Source organism: Arachidicoccus sp. (assembly GCF_050436765.1).
Lineage (GTDB): Bacteria > Bacteroidota > Bacteroidia > Chitinophagales > Chitinophagaceae > Arachidicoccus.
In genome coordinates this window covers 1-7,061 of sequence record NZ_JBNQGD010000294.1, presented here as the reverse complement: position 1 = coordinate 7,061, position 7,061 = coordinate 1, and the positions used below count along the sequence as shown (strand labels likewise).

Genomic DNA, 7,061 nt, shown 5'->3' with positions numbered 1-7,061 from the left:
CCCCGTCTTTCTAGCTTATCGGAACCGATTACACCATAAATGTTATTTTAATGGAAAACGATGTGCTATATTCAGGGGAAATATGCCAATGCGTAAGCTCCTGACGGGTAAACAATATCATTGCATCAATCAATTATTTCCAGAGGTCACAAATAGTCTTCATCGAAATTCCTCTTTACTTCTGCTACATAATCTTTTATTTCTTGCTCTTTATCTTTCTTACAGATCAGCAGCGTATCCTTAGTGTCCACGACAATAAAATCGTCCAAGCCTTGTAACACAACCAATTTGTTGTTGTTGGCACTTATCATACATTTGGTAGCATCTACCACCAAAATATGTTTACCGGAAACGGCGTTACCTAAATAATCTTTTTCTAAATTTTCATAAGTGCTGTTCCAGGTTCCCAAATCACTCCATCCAAAAGAAGAAGGTATTACATATACATTTTCAGACTTTTCCATGATGGCGAAATCAATGGAGATATTGGTACAAAGTGGATAAATCCTTTGTAATGCTTCTCGCTCTTGCGGCGTATTTAGGTATTCTCTTTCTGCATCAAAAACCTCATACAATTCGGGTAAGTGTTTTTCAATGGCGTTCAAAACACTTTTTGCCCGCCAAATAAAAATACCGGAGTTCCACAAGAACTCACCACTTTCCATAAAAATCTTTGCTAATTCCAAATTAGGTTTTTCTGTAAAAGTTTTTACCTTATAAATATCCGAGGCCACCTCGCGTGTTTCGTATTGTATATAGCCATAACCCGTATTGGGATAAAGTGGTTTTATGCCCAATGTAACCAGAGCATTTAAGTGTGCAGAGAAATCTAACGCAGTCGATACAAATTCTGAAAAAACTTCAGTATCAAAAATAATATGGTCACTCGGCGCTACAATAAGATTCGCTTCAGGATCGCTGGCCATAAGCTTCATAGAAATATAAGCCACACAGGGCGCCGTACTCTTCCTACTGGGTTCGACCAAGATATTTTCCACGGGTAGATCAGGTAATTGCTGTTGCGTAAATCCTAAATAATCTTTATGTGTAATTACAAAAATATTTTCCTTTTTTATAAAAGGGACAAAACGCTCATAGGTCTGTTGTATGAGCGTTTTACCTATATTTAAAATGTCTAGAAATTGTTTAGGCTTAGCTATCAGGCTTTTAGGCCAAAGCCTGCTGCCAATCCCGCCGGCCAATATTACCACATAATGATGGTCATTCTTTTCCACTAAAGATTCGTTTTTTACTCTTGCGAAGATAATGGTTTCTTCTACAAAGAAAAAAGCAAAAAAACTATATTACTTCCTCATTTCCATTTCCCTTCCTGCAAAAGATTATTTTCTATAAAGAAATTAGAATGTTTCTTCATTATTTAACTATATTATGGTTAACAATATCCCTGAATGTTATTCAATGGCCATAAATTCAGTGATAAATATTACATTTGTACAATGTATTTCAATTTGAACGATAGTATAAACCTATTAAAAAAACTTACATTTCGCCGTACGTGGAATGCGGTTAAAGTAGTCTCGAGTTATCAACTTAGCAAAATAAAAAAGAAGCCTATACAATGGGGGTTTCCTATTTCCATTTCTTTCGAACCAACAACTTCATGCAATTTGCGCTGCCCGGAATGTCCAAGTGGTTTGCGTGCATTTACCAGGCCAAAAGGCATGTTAGGCAACAATTTTTTTACCAATACGATAGATGAAATTTACAAAGAAGTATTGTATTTAATATTTTATTTCCAAGGCGAACCTTACCTGAATCCTGATTTTCTAAAGATGGTAAAATATGCCAGCAGTAAAGGCATGTATACAGCCACTTCTACCAATGCACATTATCTTACCAAAGAAAAAGCAAAGGAAACAATAGAAAGCGGGTTGGACAGATTGATTATTTCTATCGACGGGACCACACAGGATGTTTACGAACAATATCGTGTAGGTGGCAGTTTGGAAAAAGTGTTGGAAGGTGCACGTAACATAGTACAATGTAAAAAGGAGATGAATAGCAAAACACCATTTGTCTTTTTTCAATTCTTAGTTGTTAAACCTAATGAGCATCAAATCGAAGACGTAAAACGTTTAGCCCTGGAAATCGGTGTGGATCAAGTACGTTTTAAAACTGCACAGGTATATGACTATGAAAACGATCCTCATAAGCTAATTCCATCGATAGATAAATATAGTCGTTACAAGAAAGATAACAATGGGAAAATGCAGGTAAAAAGTGGCCTGAAAAACCATTGCTGGAAGTTGTGGCAAGCAAACGTAATTACCTGGGATGGTTTAGTTGTCCCTTGTTGTTTCGATAAAGATGCAATGCACAGATTAGGAAATTTAAAAAACCAATCGTTTAAAGAGATCTGGCATAATGAAAATTATAAACAATTTCGAAGCGAACTGATGGGCGGACGTAAAAATATCGATATTTGCGCAAACTGCTCTGAAGGACTTAAAGTTTGGGAAAAATAACCACAAAAAGCTTCTTATTATGAATAACAAGGAATATCTTCCTGATATATATAGAAGTCTATACCACAAAACTAGGTTAAACGTGATGCTTTCGGCTTCATGGATGAGCGAGTTTATTCGAAGGTTTATGGAACAGTACGATATTACAGGCCAGCAGTACAATATCATGCGGATAATAGACCGTAACCAAGGCAATCATTTGAGTATTTTACAAATACGCGAACAAATGTTTGAGAAAATGAGTGACACTAGTCGTCTGGTGGATAGATTGATTACAAAAGGCTTGGTGGGGAAAAGAAAGTCCACTACCGACCGGCGGCTTGTTGAAATATATTTAACCAACGAAGGCGAAAATTTATTAACAAAAATCATGGAAAATATTGAAGAATTAGACTTGCCTTTAAAAGGATTAACTGAAGAAGAGGCAGGCGTGCTGAGTAATTTGCTGATAAAGATGCGCCACCATGACAACAACGAATGAACGGGTTTAGCATTAGCAGTATAGATTATGACATTTGTGGAAAGTTTTTAATTGTCTAATACTTATTGCCTTCTTTTTGTTTGACCATTTAAATTCTTAGAAATGGACCACCAAAAAAAAAGAGATTTTTTGGCCTCTTGCTTCGCTGCGATTTATTTACCGAGTAAGTGGAAGTTGGGCGCCTTACTTCCACTCCATACGTATACGCATAAAACCCTTAAGAAGTTTATCTTATACAGGTTGTGCAATACACAAAGAGATTAACGCCTTATATTCCAAAAATTAAAGATTTTCTGGTTTTACGGTTGATTATATAAATTTATGCTACTTTCATTTGCGAAACGCATACGTAGCGATTAATACAACGTCCACACAAAAATAAGTCTTCTCTCTGATGTCAAATCGATATTTTAAAATCACTATTTTATTATTTTTTCTTCTTAGCTTCTCTTTAAGCGTCTTGTATGCACAAGAAATGCACCCAAAATATGAGATGCGTGGTGCATGGATTGCTACTGTAGTCAATATTGATTGGCCAAGCAAGCCAGGTCTAAGTGTTGAACAACAGAAACAGGAGTTTATCAATATTTTAAATAAGGATAAGGAAATTGGCATCAACGCCGTATTTGTGCAGATCCGACCTGTGGGCGATGCATTTTACCCCTCCCAATACGATCCTTGGAGTGAATATCTTACAGGAAAACAGGGTCAGGCGCCCACCCCCTTTTATGATCCCCTGAAGTTTATGATCACTGAAACGCATAAAAGAGCCATGGAGTTTCATGCTTGGATTAACCCTTATCGAATGGTATTTGATGTCAACAAATCGTCAATTGCTGAAAATAGTATTACACGTCTTCATCCAGAGTGGTTTGTATCTTATGGAAAACAAAAGATCTTTAATCCTGGCCTACCGCAGACTATTGATTATCTGGTAGGTGTAGTTTCAGATATTGTACATCGTTATGACGTGGACGGTATCCATTTCGATGATTATTTTTATCCCTATCCTACTAGCCAACATTTTAATGATGATGATGCTTATCGGAAGTATGGAAAAGGCTTAAGTTTGGATGATTGGCGCCGATCCAATTGCGATTCTGCTATTAAACGGGTCCATGAGGCTTTATTGAAACTAAAACCCATGATCAAATTTGGTGTAAGTCCATTTGGCATTTATCAAAATAAATCTCAGGATCCGGGCGGGAGTGAAACAAGGGGGACAACGGATTACCATCAATTATATGCAGACGTTTTACTATGGTTAAAAAAAGGTTGGATCGATTATGTCGCTCCTCAATTGTATTGGCCTATCGGCAAACAGGGTCAAGATTTCCGGGTCTTACTGGATTGGTGGTCACATCATACTTATGGCAAAGATTTATACATTGGCCAGGCGCTTTATCATGCCGATGAAAAAGATGTATCTGCTTATAATAACACTTACGAATTGCCCAATGAAATAAAACTACTTCGTCAATATCCGGCAGTGCAAGGAAGTATATATTTTAGCAATAAGTCTTTTAATTCCGATCCGGGTGGTTTTGTAGATAGTTTAGAAAATAATTATTATCATTATCCCGCATTGGTACCACCCATGAAATGGATCGACAATAATCCACCAAATGCCCCCGAGATCTGGATTTCATCAGATAGAGCATTGCAAATATCCGTTTCCCTTGACGAAATATCGAATACTGAAATCGTAAATAAATATGTGTTATACGCCACAACTGACCCAGCTACTTTAGGCAAACTTCCCGTGCAAATAATTGCTGGCGATAATGGTGTGCATCTATTAAGTTTTTCAAACATAGAACAAAAACTGCCACCTGATTGCACTAAAATATACGTTGCTGTAACAAGCGTGGATAAAGAGAATAATGAGAGTGATTTGAGTAATATCATTATATTTGAAAAAGAGAGAAACGGCAGATGGAAAGGATTGTCGGGGCATTAAAGGTTCAAGAAGTACAACAGATAAATAACAATCAACTAAAAACTATGAGAAAATATTTACTCTTAGCTTTTTGTCTGTATGGTTCATATATATGGGCTCAACCTGAAAGATGGCAACAAAAAGTAAAATATACAATTGACGCAAAATTAGATGTAAACACCAACCAGCTCTCAGGAAAAGAAAATATCGTCTATTGGAACAATTCTCCAGACACCCTTCACCGCCTATTTATACACCTTTATTGGAATGCGTTTCAACCCGGAAGTATGATGGATGTAAGAAGTAGAGTGTTGGGGGGAAAAATCTTGGGCTACACGAGAAATGGTGCAGAAGTACGTGACTGGGATCCGCGCGTGCGTGATCGAATTAGTCATCTATCGCCATCTGAACAAGGCTTTCAGCATGTGGAATATGTAGAAGTGAATGGCCAAAAGCAAAAATTAATCGAACATGAAACCATTCTTGAAGTAGATCTGACAGGCCCATTTTTACCTAAATCTCAAAATAGGATTGTTATAAAATTTAATGCGCAGGTACCTATACAAATCAGACGTAGCGGACGCGATAATGCGGAAGGAGTGCGCTATAGTATGAGCCAGTGGTACCCCAAAATCGCGGAATACGATTATGAAGGGTGGAATGCTAATCCTTATATTGCACGGGAGTTTTACGGGGTATGGGGAGATTTTAATGTAAATATTACGGTCGATAAAAATTATTTGGTTGCAGGTACAGGCACCATCCAAAATCCTGATGAAGTAGGTTTTGGATATGGGAAAGTGCCAGGAGTTCCAAAGACAATTAACCAGACCACCACCTGGCATTTTGTGGCACATAATGTACACGATTTTGTTTGGGCAGCGGATAATAATTATGCCTTATTGAAACGACAAATAAAAGGTGGGCCTATATTTTATTTTGTATATAAAAACAAGGGTGATAGTGCAGATAGACAATGGAATATCTTAGCCGATTCGGTAGCCTACCTATACAGCCATTTTATCGCTAAAACTTATGGCGATTATCCATATAAAAATTATTCTTTTATACAGGGTGGCGACGGTGGGATGGAATATCCTATGGCGACTTTGATAAAATCAGCCAGCATCGGCACAGCCATCCATGAATTTGGCCATAGTTGGTATCAAGGTGTTTTAGGCAGTAATGAAAGTCTTTTCCCATGGATGGATGAAGGAGGGGCCACCTATTTTCAGACGCGCGTTTCAGGTTGGAGTGCGCAAGACAGTTTGTGGTACAAAAAAAGCTACGGCAGTTACTTTACTTTGGCCAAAAGTGGTTTGGAAGAACCAATGACTACACACGCAGATCATTACAGTACCAACTATGCCTACGAGTTAGCAGCGTATGGTAAAGGCGCCGTATTTTATGAACAGCTTTCCTATATTATAGGGAATAAAAACATGGATAAATTTCTGTTAGAATATTATAAACAATGGCAGTTCAAACATCCCAATGCAAACGATCTGATTCGTGTCGCAGAAAAGGTAAGCGGCTTAGAATTGGAATGGTATAAACAATATTGGATCTATTCCACAAAGACGATTGATTATGCTATTAGCAAAATTTCTTCAAAAGAAAATCATGCAATAGTTAATTTGCAACGCATTGGCAAAATGCCGATGCCACTGGATATACTGGTCACTTATAAAGATGGCTCAGAAGAAATGTACAATATCCCATTGGGAATGATGTATGGTCACAAGCCCGCAGAAAACAATTATTACAAATGGATTTTTGCTCCTGAATGGCGGTGGACAAGCCCTTCTTACGATTTAGAACTATCTCAGGCACCTACTGAGATTAAATCAATAGTTATTGATCCAACCCAGCGCATGGCAGATGTCGATGGAGCAAATAATATTTGGGAATAGGGCTTATTCTTTCCATGAGTGCACAAATTATTTTATCCGAATTGCAAAGTCCAGCCCTCATCCAAATAATTCTTTTATTTTTCCCGGCTCAATTAACATTCCTAATCGAGGTGAGTATAAATGCTTTCTTCTCTCAATCAATACAGGCCTCTATTTCACTGTAGTCGCAATATATTTTTCTTTTAGCAGAAAAAGGGTAAATACTAAATTCAAGTATTGCAAAAAATGTCCAAGTTCGAGCT

At 37.4% G+C, this 7,061-nt stretch carries 5 protein-coding genes; 4 read left to right on the top strand and 1 reads right to left on the bottom strand.

The window, feature by feature from the left end:
- Nucleotides 1-146: 146 nt before the first annotated feature.
- Nucleotides 147-1,235 (bottom strand): mannose-1-phosphate guanylyltransferase, encoded by a 1,089-nt coding sequence (locus ACQR30_RS12615; protein WP_429735628.1) that lies wholly within the window; start codon nt 1,233-1,235, stop codon nt 147-149.
- A 222-nt stretch (nt 1,236-1,457) separates the two neighbouring features.
- Here ACQR30_RS12615 and ACQR30_RS12610 point away from each other — a divergent pair, with 222 nt between their 5' ends.
- The 4 genes from ACQR30_RS12610 to ACQR30_RS12595 all read left to right on the top strand — a co-directional run bounded on the left by ACQR30_RS12610 (nt 1,458) and on the right by ACQR30_RS12595 (nt 6,819).
- Nucleotides 1,458-2,486, top strand: a complete 1,029-nt coding sequence (locus ACQR30_RS12610) for a radical SAM/SPASM domain-containing protein (protein WP_429735626.1) — start codon at nt 1,458-1,460, stop codon at nt 2,484-2,486.
- 19 nt (nt 2,487-2,505) lie between these two features.
- Nucleotides 2,506-2,967 (top strand): MarR family winged helix-turn-helix transcriptional regulator, encoded by a 462-nt coding sequence (locus tag ACQR30_RS12605; protein WP_429735624.1) that lies wholly within the window; start codon nt 2,506-2,508, stop codon nt 2,965-2,967.
- 394 nt (nt 2,968-3,361) lie between these two features.
- Nucleotides 3,362-4,927 (top strand): glycoside hydrolase family 10 protein, encoded by a 1,566-nt coding sequence (locus tag ACQR30_RS12600; protein WP_429735622.1) that lies wholly within the window; start codon nt 3,362-3,364, stop codon nt 4,925-4,927.
- Nucleotides 4,903-6,819, top strand: a complete 1,917-nt coding sequence (locus ACQR30_RS12595; RefSeq protein WP_429735620.1) for a M1 family metallopeptidase — start codon at nt 4,903-4,905, stop codon at nt 6,817-6,819. The genes ACQR30_RS12600 and ACQR30_RS12595 overlap by 25 nt, the downstream gene beginning before the upstream one ends.
- Nucleotides 6,820-7,061 lie beyond the last annotated feature (242 nt).